Genomic DNA, 17,486 nt, shown 5'->3' on the forward strand with positions numbered 1-17,486 from the left:
AAAACAAGTTCTATCCAATTTGGATATGATTTGAGAGAATAAATTTAAATTTGTCATGAGAGAAAGTTTTTTTTGTTGTGCAACTCAAAGATAATTTGAGATACTTAAATTCTTTCTCTCTTTTTAATCGTTTAGGACGCTATTGATAATAAATCAAAACTTCACGATTGATCTTCTCATTTTTAGTTTGCAAAATCTTTTAGGTTTTCCATCAATATTTTTCACACCTTATATATCTCACAGCATTATTTTTAATGGTTTTATCGGGAAACAAATTCAATTCGCATTTTGTTCATCTAAATAAATATAAAGAATAAACAAAATGAAGTTTTTGCAGAAATTTAGGTAGTTACAATTGTGCTTTTTTGGTTTGAATGAAAGGAATATAACTTAGTTTACCTTCTGTTTTAGCAACAATAGTAGCTACTGTTGCATCACCAGTTATATTTACCACGGTACGAAGCATGTCTAATGGTCTGTCAATACCTAAAATAAGAGCGAGACCTTCCACAGGGATACCAACGGATGTAAGAACGATGATAAGCATTACAATACTTCCTCCAGGAACACCCGGTGTCCCAATCGAAGCAATAGTAGCTGTTATTACTATTATTAGCTGATCAATTAAATCGAGATGAACACCAAAAACTTGCGCTATAAAAACTGCCGCAATTGCTTGATAACAACTTGTTCCATCCATATTTATGGTAACGCCTACCGGAAGGACAAAACTTGCTACTTCATTAGAAACTCCAACTTTTTTCTCAACACACTCCATGGTAACAGGTAAGGTAGCAGCACTCGAACTAGTTGAAAAAGCTAATAATTGTGCCGGTGATATGAACCTATAAAAATCAGAATATTTTAATGGAGTAAATAATTTTAAAAATATAGGATATACTATAAATATCATAACCAGTAAACCAAGCACAACCGTTATTGCATATAAACCTAAAGCCTTAAATAAATCGGCATCACCTGAAAAATCAACTATTAAGCCTGCTATTAATGCAAATACACCATATGGTGCAAATCGCATGATAATATCAATAATTTTAAGGATAATTGCATCTAAACCATCAAAAAAATCTTTTACACCTTTGACCTTATTATCTTCAAGAATTACCATGGCTATCCCAAACAATATAGCAAAGAATATAATCTGCAACATTTTAGAATTATCCGTTGTCGCTTTAATAAAGTTATCTGGTACTACATCAACCAAAAACTTAATTGGTGATTCTTCTTTTAATTCTGATGCCTGGTCTTTTTTCAGACTAATGGTAGTATGGAATCTTTCCTGTAATTCAGCTTTTTTAGAATCAGGAAAAGTATTACCAGGCTTAATATAATTAACTAATAACAGACCTAAGCTTACAGCGATAATTGTTGATACAAGATATAGACTTACTGTTTTTAAGCCAATTCTGGATAATTTTGAAATATTAGAAAGACTAGAGATTCCTTTTACTAGGGAGACGAAGATTAGAGGAACAGCAATTAGTTTAAGAAGATTCAAGAAGATGTCACCCCATGGTTTGATCCAATCGAAAGTGAATTTTTGCAGATTAAAAAAAACTGCAATTAATCCTGCAATAATGCCTAAAATCATTCCTATTAAAATTTTCACATAAAGGGGTAACTTGGTCCACATAGATCTTCTAATTTTTATTAAGCACTAAAGATAATTGTAAAGCATATAAAATCAAAGCCCGAAAACCAATGGCTTTCGGGCTCTAAATATTATTTTGCGATGAAATTAGCAAGAACAACCGCTTCCACAACTTCCACCATCGCAACCACCTTGTGGTTCGTATGCTGCTTTCATTTCTTCTTCAGAAGCTTCTCTAACTTCGATAACTTCTCCTTTAAAATATAAGTCATCTCCAGCAAGAGGATGATTAAAATCCATTTTAATGGTTGTGTCAGCAACTTCTAATACAATACCATTCATTCTTCGTCCTGAGCTATCCTGCATAGGTACAACATTACCTTCCTTGATAACCTCTGTGTCCAGTTCACCGTTTACTTCAAAAATGTTTTTGGGGAGATCGATAACGGCTTGTTCTGATGCTTCACCATAGGCATCTGCCGATTCCAATTTAAAATCAAAAGCGTCGCCAATTTTTAATCCCATAAGATTGGATTCAAATTTTTCCAACATCTGTCCTGCTCCACAAAGATATGTAAGAGGTGTTCCGTTTACAGCTTTCTCAATAATTTCTCCTGAAGGATCAGTTTTTAATTCGTATATAACCGATATAACCTTATCTTTTGCAATTGTCATAATATCTTTTTTTGTTTTTTTATAAAAAGCCTTAAGCTTATTTTTCAGATACAAAGAAAATACATTTATTTCTTTAATCAAATAAAATCGGAGTTCTTAGTCTAAAACTAATCAATTCTGATTTATTTATAGTGTTCTGGATTGAAAGCATCAGGACGCCAATTGTAGAGAAAAGATTTTATTTTTTTTAGATCATAGGACTTATCTTTTTCTAAATTACCTGTATTCTGCGTGTGGATTCTGGTTCCTTTCGAGTTAAGAACGATCATTACAGGAAATCCAAAACGTTGTGGATAACCTAAGTCCTGTAGGACATCCAGATTTTTATTTTCCTTACTGTAATTTACAACCATGAAAATATAGCTTTCTTTAACAAGCTTATTTAATTCTACATTTCCTTCTAGCAACTTGTGCATTTTCACACACCAGGGACACCAGTTTCCTCCTACTTGAATTAAAATATTTTTACCCTCATTCCTGGCAAGATTGATAGCAGTTTGAAGCTCCTTCTTAGCATCTGCATTAGGGTTGTAAATTTTTTGTGCTTCAGTATTTATTATAAACAATGTAAGGATAGCAAATAGTGCTGAAATCTTTAGTATCTTCATTACTTTACATTTTTTAATTTTGCGCAATTTAGATGAAAAAAATCAAAACTTGGTATATCTAAGAAAGGTTTAACGAATCGGTAACATTACCCAATGTAATTGCTGAATTTTAATATGTTTTAAAAATAGGCCTAAATCTTAGTGGTTTTATTGGAATAATCATAGATTTACGCTCAATTTCAAAAAGGAATAATAGTAATGAAACAACAGGAAAATATTATAGATTTAAATTTTGATAGAGAACATATTTGGCATCCATATACCTCAATGACAGAACCGTTACCGGTTTTTCCTATTGTTTCTGCAAACGGTGTTCGATTAAAACTGGAGAATGGACAGGAAATAATTGATGGTATGTCTTCTTGGTGGTGTGCTGTACATGGTTATAATCATCCTGTTTTAAATAAGGCTATTGAAGATCAGATAAAAAAAATGTCACATGTAATGTTTGGTGGAATTACACATCAACCAGCAATAGATTTAGCTAAATTACTTCTAGAGATTACACCAAAATCATTAGAAAAAGTATTTTTCTGCGATTCAGGATCAGTTGCAGTAGAAGTTTCTATGAAAATGGCATTACAATATTGGTTCACACTTGGTAAAACTCAAAAAAATAAGTTTTTAACTATTCGTTCTGGTTATCATGGAGACACGTTTAATGCTATGTCTGTTTGCGATCCAATTACTGGAATGCACGATATTTTCACTGGAATATTACCCATTAATTATTTTGTAGAATCTCCTTCTTGTTCATTTCATGATCAATGGGATGCAAGTTCTTTTATTCCTATGCATGATATGGTAAGTTTGCACCATGAAGAAATAGCAGCAGTAATATTAGAGCCTATAGTTCAGGGAGCAGGTGGAATGAAATTTTATCATCCACAATATTTACGTGAACTGAGAAAAGTTTGTGATAAATTTGATATTTTATTGATATTAGATGAAATTGCCACAGGATTTGGAAGAACAGGTAAAATGTTTGCATGCGAATACGCCCAGATCGAACCAGATATAATGCCCGTCGGCAAAGCGATTACAGGTGGATATGTGAGTTTTGCTGCAACTTTAACGAGCAAAAAAGTAAGTGATGGAATCTCTAATGGTTCCCCCGGTTGTTTTATGCATGGACCTACTTTTATGGGTAATCCTTTAGCGTGTGCTCTTGGGAAAGCCAGTATAAATCTGCTTTTGAGTGCAAATTGGAAGGAAAATATATCTCGAATAGAATCTCAATTATTACATCATTTTCAATCTTTAAATGTATTAGAAAATGTTAATGATGTTCGAATCTTAGGTGCTATCGGGGTTGTTGAAATGAAAGAGAATGTTGAGATGGCTACTATCCAAAAATTATTTGTGGAAAATGGAGTTTGGGTTCGCCCTTTTGGCAAATTAGTATATATTATGCCGCCTTTTATCATTTCGGATGAAGAACTTAATTTTCTATGTGAAGCTATTGTAAAAGTCGTTAAATTCATATAATTCCATGATGAAAGAGTGTTTTGATCAGTATCAGGAAGAATTGAATCAGTTAAAGGAATCTGGCAATTATAGAACCTTAAAAAAAATCTCAAATAGTGAGTTTAAAGTCAATTTATCTTCCAATGATTATTTAGGAGTTAGTAAAAAAAATATTCCCAGACCAAAAGGAAATTCTTTTGGCTCCGGGTCTTCACGATTATTGACAGGAAATTTTAAAGAATATGAATTGCTTGAAAGTGAATTGGAGAAATTGTATAATAAATCGGCCTTATTTTTCAACTCGGGATATCATGCAAACATTGGGATTTTAGCCGCTTTAACAGATAAAGACGATTTAATTCTTTCTGACAAGCTCAATCATGCAAGCATTATTGATGGAATGAGATTGTCTAATGCAGATTCTGTAAGATTTAAACATTTAGATTATGTTCATTTAGAGAATATCCTAAAAAGAAAGAGAAAGGAATATAATCGGGTGTTTATTGTTAGTGAATCTATTTTTAGTATGGATGGTGATGAAGCTGATTTACATCGATTAATCGAATTAAAAGAGCAATTCAACTGCATCTTATACCTTGATGAAGCTCATGCTTTAGGGGTACGTGGGAATAAAGGATTGGGATTATCGGAGGAACAGAATTGTATTGATAATATTGATATCCTAATTGGAACCTTTGGAAAAGCAATGAATTCAATTGGTGCGTATGCAATAAGCAATACCACTTTAAAAAATTACTTAATTAATAAAATGCGTTCTTTAATTTTCACGACTGCACTTCCGCCTATAGTTGTTAATTGGAACTATAGTATCTTGAAAACAATTGTGAAAATGAGTCTTGAAAGAGAACATTTAATGGATATTTCAAATCAGTTAAGAGATTCTTTAATAGCAGAAGGATTGCCTACATCCGGAAGCTCTAATATTGTACCTGTACAAATTGGGAATAGTCAGAAATGTGTTCGACTAGCAGAATTTCTACAAAAAAAAGGTTTTCTTATTTTTCCAATTAGACCACCTGCAGTTCCTGTAAATAAAGCTAGGTTGCGTTTATCTGTATGTGCCGATATGGTATGGAACGATTTAAAGGAAGTACCGGCTTTGATTAAAGAGTTTTGTGATAAAGATTCTGACTAAATTTCATTCTAATATATAAGTATGAAAACAACTTGGCTGAAAAAAAGTAATAGTGAAAAATGTATTTTATTTATGAACGGTTGGGGATGTGATTCTCATCCATTTGAGATGTTAACTTCGATAGAATATGATGTTTTAGTTTGTTATGACTATTGTGATATTTTAATAAAACCGGAGGTAGAACATTTATTCGATAAATATGAAGAGATTCATCTTATAGCTTGGTCCTTGGGCGTTTATGTTGGTAATTTGATTTTAAACCACTGGAAAGAATTATTTACAAGTACTATTGCTATCAATGGAACTTTATCCCCTATTGATAATCTGAAAGGAATCTCTCCTGCTGTTTTTCAAGCTACTATTGACCAATTGAATGATAAAAATTTGGAGAAATTTTGGAATAGAATGTGTGGTAGTAAATCTGAATTTATTGAATTTCAAAATATTAAACCAAAAAGAATAATCGAAGATCAAAAGAATGAATTGAAGATACTTCAGAATGTAATTCAAAACCATATTGTGGATTGGAATTTATTTAATATTGTATTGATTGGTGGTAAGGATTTGATTTTCTCATCAGATAATCAAATACGAGCTTGGGGAATAGATCATAATATTATTATTAAGGATGAATTTCCTCATTACTGTTTTAATAGGTGGAAATCCTGGGATGATTTAATTGAGAACCTAATAGGTGAAAACACAAAAAATAAATAAGAATCTGGTTCAGAAAGGTTTTGTAAAAAGCATTGAAACCTATCGAAAATATGCCATTGTGCAGGAGGCTATAGCTTGTCGACTAATTAATGAGCTATCGAACCTCTCGAAAGGGAAATTTTCAAAAGTGCTAGAAATTGGTTGCGGCCCTGCCGTTTTAACAGAGAAATTTTTTCGAAATTTTGATATGGAACAATACATTGCAAATGATATTGTAAATGAATATTCTGATGTTCTCCATGGCATTGATCCTAAAATTCAGTTCATGAGTGGCGATATTGAATCGATGAACTTACCAGATAGCTTAGATCTCATTATTTCCAGTTCTACATTTCAATGGCTTAACGATTTAGAATTATTTCTAGATCATGTTTTTGATGCTCTTAATCCCGATTCCTATCTTGTATTTAGTTCTTTTGGACCAGATAACTATCGTGAAATTAGAGATATAGCAGGAAAAGGTCTTGATTATTTAAGTTTTGCACATCACGAAAGATTATTGTCAAAACAATTTGAAATAATGTGGAGTGATAAGGAAACAATAACCAGATATTTTTCAAGCCCAAGGGGAGTTCTACAGCACATGAAACAAACCGGTGTAAATGGAATTCCTGGAAAAGCATGGAAAAAAAGTGATTTGAATGATTTCGTCGAAAATTATCAAGATATTTTTGGAACCGAATTAGGTGTTCCACTCACCTATCAACCCATATATTTTATTGTAAAACCTAAAAAGTAAAATTACATGAAGACTTATTTTGTAAGTGGAATTGATACCGATACAGGAAAAACCTATGCTACCGGACTTATGGCTAAGTATTTATATATTAATGGTAAATCTGTTATTACACAAAAGTTTGCGCAAACCGGATGTAAAGGTATTTCGGAAGATATTCTAATACATAGAAATATTATGGGTGTAGAACTGTTTGATGTGGATAGAAAGGGAATTACCTGTCCCTTTGTTTTTGATTATCCTGCATCCCCACATTTAGCAGCTCAAATGCAAAATGAGAAGATTGATATTCATAAAATCAGTACTTCTACTAAAATTTTAAATGATAGCTTCGAATATGTTTTATTTGAGGGAGTTGGCGGATTAAATGTTCCTATTACTCTTGATTATTCTTTGCTTGATTTTCTGCAAGAAAAAAAATATCCTTTGATATTAGTTACCTCTTCAAAATTAGGAAGTATCAATCACACATTACTTAGCTTGGAAATTTTAAAAACCAGGCAAATTCCCCTTCATGGATTAATTTATAATCACTATCCTGCTAAGAGTAATTTTATACTAAATGATTCTATCCAAGTATTTCAGCATTATTTGAAAAAATTTGGATTTGATTGTCCAATTGTTGAAATTCCTATTTTTGAAAATTTAGAGAATAGTGAGGTTGATTTTTCTCAATTTTTCTTCTAGCATTTCTTAAAATCCGAAACTTTTCGTGATCATTTAAAATATTAGTATCCACTTATTAATTTTTAAGGCTAATATTGGCATTATCTCCTACAGATGTTAAGAGATTTTAAAATATTTAATTCTCAGGAGGTTAAAAACGGACTAAAAGCTTCTAACCTTATGGAAATCAAAATATAGCGATAATGACGGCTATGTTTAAGTTTTCCTCAAGATATACTTAGGAGGAAGAATTTTCCGTAGATTAGATACAATATTAAACTTTTCGCTAAAAAAATATCAAAAGATCTTAAAATGCTTGTTTATTCGAGGGGTTTTGTATTTTTTTGTAATCTCTTATTTGTAATCAATCCATATAAAATTTTAGCTCTGAGGTGATAAAATTTCAAGATTAAAAATAAGATAACTAATGAATATCTATTTAATTATTAGAATGAGATCGCACAAAGTTATAGGAATACGAAATCTTACTTCATCAACTTATGTTATAAGAATGGAGAAAAATGATTTTAGTTTTAAAACCGGGCAGTACATTACCTTAGGGTTCACCGGAAGTATTGACAGACGAGAATATTCTATTTACAGCTCTCAAAATGCTGATTATCTAGAAGTATTGATTAAAGAAGTGGAAGATGGCTTAGTTTCAAAAAAATTAAAACGCTGTAAATCTGGAGATATGTTGGATGTAGATGGACCTTTCGGACATTTTTCCTTACAGAACGAAGAACTTCAGACGAAGAAGTTTTTATTTATTGCAACAGGTACTGGAATTTCACCCATTCATAGTTTTGTGAAATCTCACCCTGAATTAAATTATAGTGTATTACATGGTGTTCGGCTTGAAGAGGAAGCATACGAGCGAGATTCTTATAATAAAAACCAGTATATACTATGTACTTCTCGTGAGAAAACGGGAGATTTTCATGGTAGAGTTACAGATTACTTGAAACAGAATCCAATTTCTTCTGATACGGTTTGCTATTTATGTGGGAATTGTCATATGATCTACGAGGCTTACGATATCCTTGAAAAACAAGGAATTAATTTGGGTCCAATTCATACCGAAGTTTATTTTTAGATTTATAGAATATGAAATATCATCTTGTATCGCTTGGCTGTCAAATGAATGCCTCTGATGGAGAACGTGTGCGTTCCGTTATTGAAAAAATGGGATATCAGTGGACAGATAATGAAGAGGAAGCAAATTTAATTGGAATTCTTGCCTGTTCAGTAAGACAAAAAGCGATTGATAAAGTTTACTCTAAAATTCATAAATGGAATTTATGGAAGAATAAACGAAATTTAATAACATTTGTTTCTGGTTGCATTTTACCTTCTGATATTGAAAAATTTTTAAAGCTTTTCGATATTATCTTCCAAATGAAAGATCTTCCAAATTTACCAGAATTAATTCAACAATATGGAATATCAACACCTGTAGGATTATCCAGTGGATTTGATTCACAAAATGAAAATATTACGGAGTTTTGGAATGTAACACCAAATTATGCTTCGAAATTTGAAGCTTTCGTGCCTATTCAAAATGGTTGTGATAAATTCTGTTCTTTTTGTGCAGTTCCTTATACTCGGGGAAGAGAAGTTTCTAGACCTTCTAATGCCATTATCTCAGAAGTAATTGATCTTGTAGAGAAAGGTTTTAGGACTATCACTTTATTAGGACAGAATGTTAATTCATATGGATTAGATAAAAATGGAGATGAGATTAATTTCCCCTCTTTACTTCGAAGGATCGGAGAGTTAGGAAATAATCTGAATAAACAATTTTGGGTCTATTTTACTTCTCCCCATCCTCGTGATATGACAGACGAGGTGATAGAGGTCATCGCCGATTATCCATGCTTGGCAAAACAAATTCACCTTCCTATCCAATCTGGTGATAATAAAGTTCTTATTCATATGAACCGTAAACACGGAATTGAAAAATATCGCCAAATAGTGAATAGTATTCGTCGATTGATTCCTGAAGCCACTCTATTTACAGATATCATCGTAGGATTCACTGGGGAAAATGAAGAGCAATTTGAGAACACAAGAAGAGCTATAGAAGAGTTTCAATACAATATGGCATATATCGCTATGTACTCTCCCCGACCTGGTGCTTTAAGTCATAGATGGTTTGACGATGTCAGTCTAGATGTAAAGAAAAAAAGGCACCATCAGTTAACCGAAGATCTTAAGACACATTCTCGCAATTATAATTCTAGAATGATCGGGAAAAATTTTCGCGTGCTTGTAAAAGATAAAGCCAGACACGAAGGATATTTAGCGGGACTTACCGAAGGTAAAATCAATGTGCGATTTTTATCGGATAATATGTCTCTTATTGGTAACTTTGCCGATATTAAAATAACATCCGCTGCTGACTTTTCTATTGAGGGAGATTTAGTGACGATAAATGAAAACGTAGTGTGAAAAAAATTGCATTTAAAACTTTAGGTTGTAGGTTGAACCAATATGAAACAGATGCTTTGGCTTCTCAGTTTCAATCAAACGGATACGAACTGGTTTCTTTTGATAAAGAGGCTGATGTTTACGTAATTAACTCTTGTACAGTAACCCATCAAAGTGATCATAAATCAAGAAACTTCATAAATCAGGCAAAACGCAAAAACAAAGATTCTGTCTTGATTGTTACGGGCTGCATGGCCAATAATGCGAAAGATGAATTGGAAAATCGAGACGAAATAAACTATGTTGTTGAAAATGAACAAAAAAGTTCTGTTTATTCATTAGTCGATGCTCATTTTAACGGAGAAATATTACATCCTTCTCAATTAAATACAGATTTATTTTCCTATGGATCAACAAATAAAGGTTTTCATACCAGAAGTATGATAAAAATTCAGGATGGATGTGATAACTTTTGTACTTTTTGCATTATTCCTTCTGTAAGAGGAAGAGCTTCCAGTCGTCCTTTAGCAGATATATTAGATAATGTAAAGCAGAATATTGCAAAAGGAGCCAAAGAAATTGTTTTAACCGGGGTGAATATTGGACGTTATGATTTTAAAAATTATAAATTTGACGATGTAGTAGAACAAATTCTTAATTTAGAGGGTGATTTCAGACTTCGCATTTCATCAATAGAACCGGATGGATTTGGGGACAAATTTTTGAGCCTTTTGGATCATCCTAAAATGACATCTCATTTGCATTTATGCTTGCAAAGTGGTTCAGAACCAATTTTGCTTCAAATGCGTAGAATGTATACCCTCAAAAAATTTAAGGAACTAATACAAAAAATACGTGCTATAAGAAGTGATTTTAATATTACTACTGATATTATTATTGGTTTTCCTAATGAAAGCGAACAGGATTTTAATGCTACTTGCAATATAATTAGAGAATTAAATTTTGGACATGTACATGCTTTTAAATATTCAATTCGAAAAGGAACTAGAGCAGAGCGTATGCCTAATCATGTGGATGAACGGATTAAAACGAAACGAAGTGAAATTTTACGTAGTATTTCCGAAGAAACTAAATCAAACTACCGCAAGAGTTTTATTGGAAAAGAACAGTATGTGTTAGTTGAAAAAACCGATGGTTTAAATGCGAAAGGATATGGAGAACATTACATTCCAATTGAATTCGCAGGACAGAATATCCAAAAAAATCAATTTTACAAGGTACTAATTACAGGAATTGCTGCAGGTAATGACCCTGAATTAATTGGGGAAATGATCCAAAAAAAAGACGCATAATTTTGCGTCTTTTTTCTTAATAAATTAATGGAACATTAATATTGGAATATGTGTTTTCATGAATAATTTTCTTGATCTCTGACCAAAAAACATTTTTTGTAAGAGATTGTGCTTTCTCGCGAGTATAGCAATTAAGCCAATATAGTGGTTTTTAGTGTATTGCTCAATTCCGTCCATCTTATCCTCTATATGGATTATTCTACAACTCACATCTGTATTACCTAAGGCACGTTTTAGATACTTACGCAATATGTGCATACGGTGCTCTTCCATTGGATTATCACCTTCCTCCTCTTCAAAATGAACGCAATGAATTTGCATTTTATATGGTCTGGTAATGTATTTTAAATTTGCTATAGCATGAAAATCAGCTTTGTCAAAGTCTGTTGCATACATAATATTTTGGACTTCGTCAAAATCCACATATTCTCCTTGATCCGAAATGATTAGGATAGGTACTTCGGCTTCTTCAATAACGTTGGAGACAACACTACCAAGTAGATTTGAAGTTCCTGCAGTTTCGCCTCTACTCCCCATTACCATTAAATCAGGCTGATATTTTTTACAAATATTTAAAATTTCTGAAGAAGCCGTTCCTCCACTCAATGCATAATCTACCTCAACTCCTTCAATTTTTTCCAGTTCTAATCGGTTTTTAATATCGTAATATAGCTCTTTTAATTTTGCCTTAGCATTTTTTTCAACTTCAGACAAAACTTCAACTACGGTTGCATTATAGGTGTAACTGTCAGAGAATGGCACGGATTCAATTGCTGATGCAAAGTAGGTATGAAAGAGCAAAATATCCGAATTAAATTTTTTTGCGATGCCCAATGCATAGTCACAAATTTTAGGAGAAAAATCAGAAAAATCAACAGGAACTAATATTCGATTTACATCAACATTTTTTTCAGGAAAAGCCTTTTCCATGTCCTCCTGCGTATAACTTAAATCTAATTCTTCTATAATTTTGAGTGCGCGACTCAAATCTTCTGCTCTGATTCTTACCTTTACTCCTCCGCCAATTGCAGATTGAATAAGATTCAAATTTTTCAAATAGCACTCTACCCCTTCCGATTGAAGGCGCGTTTCAAGCAATTGAGCTTTAGAGTAACTATAAGTCGCTAAAGTGATCATCTTATCTTTCATGAGCCATCATTTTTAGATCTGTACATATAAGATACGAAAAAATGCAAGTCCACACAAAACTGTATCTGTCACTGTTTTGATTTTTTGTGAGTAAAAAATATTCGAAAACGAATCTGATTGATTGAAATATTTATAAATACTCTCCTACATGGGATTTTATATAATTTATGTAGTTTTACATTCTTGATTCAATTAGCAGGAGGTATTCTTGAAAAATCAAAAAAGAATAGCTAATTTTGCGGCTCAATAAAAACACTTATTTATTAAGTATTAATTAAATTATTTAAGTTATGTTGAATCATTATGAGACCGTTTTCATTGTAACTCCCGTTTTATCTGAAGCTCAGGTAAAGGAAGCGGTAGAAAAATTCAAAACGCTTATTACCGAAAATGGAGGTAAGATCGAAAATGAAGAGAACTGGGGACTGCGTAAGCTGGCTTATCCAATTCAAAAGAAAAGCACTGGTTTTTACCAATTGCTTCAATTTGATGCTCCAGGCGATTTAATCGAGAAATTGGAACTTAACTACAGACGCGATGAAAGAGTTATTCGCTTCTTGACTTTCAAACTTGATAAATACGCTTTTGAGTATTCAATTAAAAGAAAAGGAAACCTTAAAACTAAAGAGGAGAAATAAGTCATGGCACAAAATCAATCAGAAATCAGATATTTGACTCCACCATCAGTTGAAATCAAAAAGAAAAAATATTGTCGTTTCAAGAAAAACAAGATCAAGTATATTGATTATAAAGATCCTGAATTTTTGAAAAAATTCTTGAACGAACAAGGTAAAATTTTACCTCGTCGTATCACTGGTACTTCTTTAAAATATCAAAGAAAGGTAGCTACTGCTGTAAAACGTGCTCGTCACATCGCATTACTACCATACGTAACTGACATGATGAAATAATCTTTAAAGAAGGAGGAAACGAAATGGAAGTAATCTTAAAACAAGATATCCATACTTTAGGATATAAAAATGATATCGTAACTGTAAAAAATGGTTATGGAAGAAATTATTTGATTCCTAACGGGATAGCTATTCTTGCAACTGAATCTGCAAAGAAGATGCATGCTGAAAATATGAGACAAAGTGCTCATAAAGAGGAAAAAATCAAGAATGAAGCTTTGGAACTTGCTAAGAAATTAGAAAAAGTTACAATTAGCTTGGGAGCCAAGACTAGTACTACAGGTAAGATTTTCGGTTCTGTAAATAATATTCAAATTGCAGAAGCTCTTACTGAAAAAGGATTCGAAATTGATAGAAAAGTTATTTCTATTAAAGATGCCGTTAAGGAGATTGGAAAATATTCCGCTACTATTAAGCTTCATAAAGAAGTTAAGGTTGATATCGAATTTGAAGTTGTATCAGAATAATTCGCTTCAAATAAAAAATTAATTTAAGTTTTAACAGACAAACTTAAAGCTTTTCAAACAAACAGATTAAGCCACCCTGATTAACGCTTGGGGTGGTTTTTTTATGTTACTATTTTGGTTTGGCAAAATCTTGAGTCCAGTAATCCCCTATCCTTCCTGCTCCCATTTCAGTAAAATTAGCATTCATAATATTGACGCAATGTCTCGAGCTCTTTAACCAAGCATCCATAACACTTTCTTCAATGGAATATTCTGACGCAATATTTTCACCAGCATACAAATAACCATAGTTTTCTTCTGCCAGTCTATCACTCAAATTACTTCCATCAGATGAAATATGACTAAAAAAATTATTGGAACTCATATCTTCAGAATGTTTTAGCGCAGACTCCTATAAAACAATACTCCAAGAGAGTTCTCCAACTGATGGATAATAAGTATCACCACAATAAGTTCCCGTACTTCTTACTTGATTCACTAAATCAAGAAGTTTATTTCCATCTATATTATTTGCTCCTATTGGAATACCTGTTTCAGTTAAGGAATCAGATTTGGTACAAGAGATGGATATATTAAGAAATAGAAAAATACTTCCTACGATAAATAATTTCTTCATCACTTAAATATTACTAGTTAAAAAACACAAGCGGATGTTAAGAAGGTTTATGGGAAAGATAAAAACTTTAAATAAAAAATAAGCTTATTGGTTTAGTACATGACAATATTATAAAGTACTGATTGTTAGTAAAATGAGCCGTCATGAATTTCAATAAGACGTTGATTTTCATTATCTTAGAAGAATAACACCACTCATTTTTCTAATGAAGAAAATCAACGTCGAGAATAAAAGTAAGGAATTCATATCAATATTGAATACCCATTTTGAAGGAAAAGTTAATTTATCACGCCTGAAATTTATTTCCATGTTTGCTTTATGCAAAGTTCAGACTGTAGGTTTCGAAAAATTAGCTAATGCATTTGATAGTAAAGCTCAGGCTGAATCAAGTTTAAGACGTGTTCAACGTTTTATAGCGAAGTTCTTGTTAGATTCTGATTTGGTTGCAAAACTTATTTTTGGATTATTACCCCAAAAAGAGAATTTGAAACTTAGTATTGACAGAACGAATTGGAAATTTGGGAGAACTGATATTAATATCTTCATGCTTGGTGTAAGCTATAAAGGTGTGGCTTTTCCATTACTGTTTTCAATGTTAGATAAGCGTGGTAATTCTAATTGCCAGGAGAGAATTGATTTAGTGAATCGATTCATAGAGCTTTTCGGAACGAAATGTATTGACTCTTTGATGGCTGATCGTGAGTTTGTAGGAGATAAGTGGATCGAATATCTAAATGAAAATCGTATTCGATATTATATTCGAATTAGAAATAATTTTAAAATTCACATTCCTCATAAAAATAAGGAAATTAAGGCAGCATGGCTGTTTAAATCTCTTAAGTTTGGAGAGTTTATTCATTACAATCGAATTGTTAGAATGGGAACACAGCTTTGCTATATTTCTGGATGTAAGCAAAAAGGCAAAAAAAAAGATGAAGAATTATTGATGATAGTATCATTCAATAAACCAGAGCAGGCTCAAATAAATTATAAAGAGCGTTGGCAGATTGAAACTTGCTTCAGAGCGATGAAATCAAGTGGCTTCGATATTGAGAAAACACATTTACAAGCTATAGATCGAATTGAAAAACTGACGCTTCTTGTTATGATAGCTTTCGTCTGGTGTTACAAAACTGGAATATTCATACATGAAAATGTAAAGAAAATTAAAATAAAAAAACACGGACGAAAGGCCAAAAGCATATTTAAATGTGGATTGTCTTATATTGCAAACGTATTGTTGAATTCTGAAAATCAAAATAGTATAGATGTATTCAGATTTTTGTCGACACTGTCCTAGAAAGTGTGTAAATGGTTTTGAAAAATATTTCACACCATTAAATTTGCACAATGATTAGTAAAGAAGAATTATTAAAGTCTGAATTTGTAAGCCAGTTCAAAGATGGTAAGAAACTGGATAGTTTTTTAAAGGAATTATTTGTTCGTGGGACAGAACAAATTCTTAACGGAGAATTGGATTCTCATTTAGGATATAGTAAGAATAGCGTTCATGGTAACAGTGGTAATTCCAGAAATGGCTACGGCGAAAAGCGTTTAAAGAGCGAATTTGGTGAACTCGCCTTGAAAGTACCCCGAGATCGCAATTCTTCATTTGAACCTCAAATCCTTCCCAAGCGAAGCTCTATGCGACCAGGCATCGAAAATCTGGTTGTTTCATTATATGCTAAGGGAATGAGTAATTCGGATATTGAACAGCATTTGACTGAGCTCTATGATATTAATCTCTCCACGTCAACCATATCTATCATTACTGATAGAATAAGGGAAGATGCTATGGAATGGCAAAATAGACCCCTGGAAGAAGTTTATACTATAGTCTGGATGGATGCTATTGTCTTTAAGGTTAGAGAAAATAGCAGGGTTGTAAACAAAGCAATTTACATCGCTGTAGGATTGACAACCAAGGGATATAAAGAGGTTCTTGGGTTATGGTTAGGTAAAAACGAAACATCGGCATTTTGGATGACAGTATTAACTGATTTACAATCAAGAGGAGTTAAAGACATTCTTATTACTTGTACGGATAATTTGAATGGATTTACATCTACAATAAATAATGTCTATCCAGAATCAAAGACTCAAATATGTGTGGTTCATCAAATTAGAAACTCATGCAAGTTTGTTTCATATAAAGACAGAAGAGCCTTTACAGCAGATACGAGAGAGATTTATACAGCTCCGAATCAAGAAGCAGCCTCTTATGCCTTAGATAAGTTTGAAGAGAAATGGGGAAGACAATATCAGTATGCTATGGACAGTTGGAGAAAGAACTGGGCAGAACTATCCGTGTTTTTTGAGTTTCCATTGGAAATCCGAAAGATAATCTACACAACCAACCTAATTGAGAATCTGAATGGTAAAATCAGAAAATATACAAAAACTAAAATGAGTTTCCCTACAGATGATGCCGTAAAAAAATCAGTATATTTGGCTATTCATGAAGCGACAAAGAAATGGACGAGACCTATCAATTGGGCTAAGATATTTGGTCAATTCATGGCTCTTTATGGTGATCGAATGGGCATGTAGCTTAAAGAAGCCATTGAAATTATTGATAACTTCTTAACGGTCGTATCGACCTAAAGTTGTCAACAAATTCAACAACTCATCATTATCATCATCTTTTAAAGAAAAATCATTTACACAGATTATAGGATACTCCCTTTTTGTCATGTACTTAGGCTTATTGGTACTTATTTACAGGGCTTCCGCATTTAAGAAATCTGTAACACCTTTTCTCTAAAATCCTTTTCAAGAGCTGCTTTATATCTTTTTCCTTTAATGCTTGTTTTCTTAGAAGTTTCTGTCTTTTTCAATAGTCCAGAAGCAATTTTGAGAATTTTATTGAAATTATCTGGACTGTCGCCCATCCTCTTTCTTTGCCTATCTTCTTAAAATGTTACATCTAACAACCAATGTAACTCATTCTCAATACTCCAATG

18 protein-coding genes and 1 pseudogene are annotated in these 17,486 nt (G+C 32.4%); 13 read left to right on the plus strand and 6 right to left on the minus strand.

The window, feature by feature from the left end:
* Positions 1-349 precede the first annotated feature (349 nt).
* The 3 genes from DLK05_RS15870 to DLK05_RS15880 all read right to left on the minus strand — a co-directional run bounded on the left by DLK05_RS15870 (position 350) and on the right by DLK05_RS15880 (position 2,895).
* Positions 350-1,630, minus strand: coding sequence for a dicarboxylate/amino acid:cation symporter (locus DLK05_RS15870; protein ID WP_235832023.1), 1,281 nt, complete (start codon positions 1,628-1,630; stop codon positions 350-352).
* Between the two features lie 129 nt (positions 1,631-1,759).
* Entirely contained in the window at positions 1,760-2,287 is a 528-nt protein-coding gene (locus DLK05_RS15875) for an FKBP-type peptidyl-prolyl cis-trans isomerase (RefSeq protein WP_127344992.1), read from the minus strand.
* A 122-nt stretch (positions 2,288-2,409) separates the two neighbouring features.
* Positions 2,410-2,895, minus strand: coding sequence for a thioredoxin fold domain-containing protein (locus DLK05_RS15880; RefSeq protein WP_127344993.1), 486 nt, complete (start codon positions 2,893-2,895; stop codon positions 2,410-2,412).
* Positions 2,896-3,093: 198 nt separating this feature from the next.
* Between DLK05_RS15880 and bioA the strand changes: the two genes are divergently transcribed.
* The 8 genes from bioA to mtaB all read left to right on the plus strand — a co-directional run bounded on the left by bioA (position 3,094) and on the right by mtaB (position 11,380).
* Positions 3,094-4,383 carry an adenosylmethionine--8-amino-7-oxononanoate transaminase gene (gene bioA / locus DLK05_RS15885; protein ID WP_209319923.1) on the plus strand — a complete coding sequence of 430 codons (1,290 nt, stop codon included), beginning with the start codon at positions 3,094-3,096 and terminating at the stop codon, positions 4,381-4,383.
* Positions 4,384-4,387: 4 nt separating this feature from the next.
* Positions 4,388-5,518 (plus strand): aminotransferase class I/II-fold pyridoxal phosphate-dependent enzyme, encoded by a 1,131-nt coding sequence (locus tag DLK05_RS15890; protein ID WP_127344994.1) that lies wholly within the window; start codon positions 4,388-4,390, stop codon positions 5,516-5,518.
* A 21-nt stretch (positions 5,519-5,539) separates the two neighbouring features.
* Positions 5,540-6,235 (plus strand): pimeloyl-ACP methyl esterase BioG family protein, encoded by a 696-nt coding sequence (locus DLK05_RS15895; RefSeq protein ID WP_127344995.1) that lies wholly within the window; start codon positions 5,540-5,542, stop codon positions 6,233-6,235.
* Positions 6,213-6,974 carry a malonyl-ACP O-methyltransferase BioC gene (gene bioC / locus DLK05_RS15900; protein ID WP_127344996.1) on the plus strand — a complete coding sequence of 254 codons (762 nt, stop codon included), beginning with the start codon at positions 6,213-6,215 and terminating at the stop codon, positions 6,972-6,974. The genes DLK05_RS15895 and bioC overlap by 23 nt, the downstream gene beginning before the upstream one ends.
* A 6-nt stretch (positions 6,975-6,980) precedes the next feature.
* On the plus strand, positions 6,981-7,658 hold the full coding sequence (gene bioD, locus DLK05_RS15905; RefSeq protein WP_127344997.1) for a dethiobiotin synthase: 678 nt from the start codon (positions 6,981-6,983) through the stop codon (positions 7,656-7,658).
* A 406-nt stretch (positions 7,659-8,064) separates the two neighbouring features.
* The gene (locus DLK05_RS15910) at positions 8,065-8,733 is read left to right on the plus strand and encodes a ferredoxin--NADP reductase (RefSeq protein WP_127344998.1); all 669 of its coding nucleotides are present in this window, start codon (positions 8,065-8,067) and stop codon (positions 8,731-8,733) included.
* Positions 8,734-8,744: 11 nt separating this feature from the next.
* Positions 8,745-10,088, plus strand: coding sequence for a tRNA (N6-isopentenyl adenosine(37)-C2)-methylthiotransferase MiaB (gene miaB / locus DLK05_RS15915; RefSeq protein WP_127344999.1), 1,344 nt, complete (start codon positions 8,745-8,747; stop codon positions 10,086-10,088).
* Complete coding sequence (gene mtaB, locus DLK05_RS15920) at positions 10,085-11,380, plus strand: tRNA (N(6)-L-threonylcarbamoyladenosine(37)-C(2))-methylthiotransferase MtaB (protein ID WP_127345000.1); 1,296 nt, start codon at positions 10,085-10,087, stop codon at positions 11,378-11,380. Before miaB ends, mtaB begins: the two co-directional genes overlap by 4 nt.
* Before the next feature lie 24 nt (positions 11,381-11,404).
* Here the strand turns inward: mtaB and DLK05_RS15925 are convergent, their stop codons facing one another.
* Complete coding sequence (locus DLK05_RS15925) at positions 11,405-12,529, minus strand: universal stress protein (protein WP_127345001.1); 1,125 nt, start codon at positions 12,527-12,529, stop codon at positions 11,405-11,407.
* Positions 12,530-12,819: 290 nt separating this feature from the next.
* Between DLK05_RS15925 and rpsF the strand changes: the two genes are divergently transcribed.
* Genes rpsF through rplI form a run of 3 tightly spaced genes read left to right on the plus strand, consistent with a single transcriptional unit; the run spans position 12,820 to position 13,907 of the window.
* Positions 12,820-13,167: a 30S ribosomal protein S6 gene (gene rpsF, locus DLK05_RS15930; protein ID WP_127345002.1), complete on the plus strand. Its 348-nt coding sequence runs from the start codon at positions 12,820-12,822 to the stop codon at positions 13,165-13,167.
* Positions 13,168-13,170: 3 nt separating this feature from the next.
* Positions 13,171-13,440: a 30S ribosomal protein S18 gene (gene rpsR / locus DLK05_RS15935; RefSeq protein WP_127345003.1), complete on the plus strand. Its 270-nt coding sequence runs from the start codon at positions 13,171-13,173 to the stop codon at positions 13,438-13,440.
* 23 nt (positions 13,441-13,463) lie between these two features.
* Complete coding sequence (gene rplI / locus DLK05_RS15940) at positions 13,464-13,907, plus strand: 50S ribosomal protein L9 (RefSeq protein ID WP_127345004.1); 444 nt, start codon at positions 13,464-13,466, stop codon at positions 13,905-13,907.
* A gap of 109 nt (positions 13,908-14,016) precedes the next feature.
* Here the strand turns inward: rplI and DLK05_RS15945 are convergent.
* Positions 14,017-14,283, minus strand: a pseudogene (locus tag DLK05_RS15945) (CAP domain-containing protein); the annotation flags it as partial.
* Between the two features lie 15 nt (positions 14,284-14,298).
* On the minus strand, positions 14,299-14,523 hold the full coding sequence (locus DLK05_RS15950) for a hypothetical protein (protein ID WP_127345006.1): 225 nt from the start codon (positions 14,521-14,523) through the stop codon (positions 14,299-14,301).
* 205 nt (positions 14,524-14,728) lie between these two features.
* Here DLK05_RS15950 and DLK05_RS15955 point away from each other — a divergent pair, with 205 nt between their 5' ends.
* Together DLK05_RS15955 and DLK05_RS15960 are read left to right on the plus strand one after the other, a co-directional pair.
* Positions 14,729-15,823, plus strand: a complete 1,095-nt coding sequence (locus tag DLK05_RS15955; RefSeq protein WP_127345007.1) for an IS4 family transposase — start codon at positions 14,729-14,731, stop codon at positions 15,821-15,823.
* Between the two features lie 50 nt (positions 15,824-15,873).
* Complete coding sequence (locus tag DLK05_RS15960; RefSeq protein WP_209319924.1) at positions 15,874-17,073, plus strand: IS256 family transposase; 1,200 nt, start codon at positions 15,874-15,876, stop codon at positions 17,071-17,073.
* The last annotated feature ends 413 nt before the right edge of the window (positions 17,074-17,486 follow it).

The organism is Ancylomarina longa (genome assembly GCF_003996985.1).
In the GTDB taxonomy this organism is placed as follows: Bacteria; Bacteroidota; Bacteroidia; order Bacteroidales; family Marinifilaceae; genus Ancylomarina_A; species Ancylomarina_A longa.